Raw genomic sequence first — 920 nt, forward strand, 5'->3', positions numbered from 1 at the left:
TGCCCGCGTTCGCCGACCAACTCGGCTTACGCCGCTACGGCTTTCACGGGCTCTCGGTGCAGTCCATCGTCGACGCCGTACCCGACCTCGGCGACGCGGTGGTCGCGCACCTGGGCAGCGGCTGCTCGGTCACCGCCGTCCACAACGGACAGTCGGTGCACACCACCATGTCGCTGACACCGGCGAGCGGGGTCCTGTCCGGCACCCGCAGTGGCGACCTGGACCCGGAAATCCCGCTCATCCTCCTCGATCAGCCGGGAGCCACCACCGCGTCCGTGCGCGCGCTGCTCAGCCACGATTCCGGCCTGGCCGGGATCGCCCACGGGCTGCACGACGTCCGTGATCTGCTCGCCGCCCGCGAACACGACCCGGCCGCGGACCTCGCGTTGCGCGTGTTCACCCGCGACGTCGCGATGGCGATCGCCGCGGCGGCCACCACACTGCCTCGCTGGGACACGCTGGTGTTCACCGGCGGCATCGGCGAGCACGCCCCCACTGTCTGCCACGAAATCTCTGCTCGGCTGACCAGCTTGCGGCTCCCCCGGACGCTGGTAGTGCCCGCCGACGAAGCAGCCGTGATGGATCGGCAAGCGCGCGAGGTGCTGCGAGCCGGATCACCGCACCTCACCGTTTGAACAACAGGCCCCTCCGCTCGCCACGGATGACCGCCACGGCGCAGGGTGAATGCGCGATCAGCGCTTGGCTCGTCGAGCCCAGCAGCATGCCGGGGAAACCGTCCAGACCGCGGCTGCCGACCACGAGGAGCTGAGCGTGCGCACCGAGTTCGAGCAACGTCCGCACCGGCCGCCCACGCCGGATGATGTGCTTCGCGGCGACGTCGGGATACTTGTCCCGCCAGCCTGATAGCTGCTCTTCCAGAGCACGCCGTTCGTCCGCCGCGATGGCCACCGGGTCGGCGT

General features: G+C 70.3%; 1 protein-coding gene and 1 pseudogene. One reads left to right on the top strand and one right to left on the bottom strand.

The annotated features are described in order from the left end of the window. Positions 1–635 (top strand): annotated as a pseudogene (locus tag QMK34_RS47560) (acetate kinase); the annotation flags it as partial. On the opposite strand, the gene QMK34_RS47565 reads toward QMK34_RS47560, so the two are convergent. Continuing rightward, positions 625–920: universal stress protein (locus tag QMK34_RS47565; RefSeq protein WP_326421642.1), on the bottom strand; the 296-nt coding region annotated here is incomplete at its 5' end. The pseudogene QMK34_RS47560 and the gene QMK34_RS47565 overlap by 11 nt on opposite strands.

The organism is Amycolatopsis sp. H20-H5, assembly GCF_035828755.1.
GTDB lineage: Bacteria > Actinomycetota > Actinomycetes > Mycobacteriales > Pseudonocardiaceae > Amycolatopsis.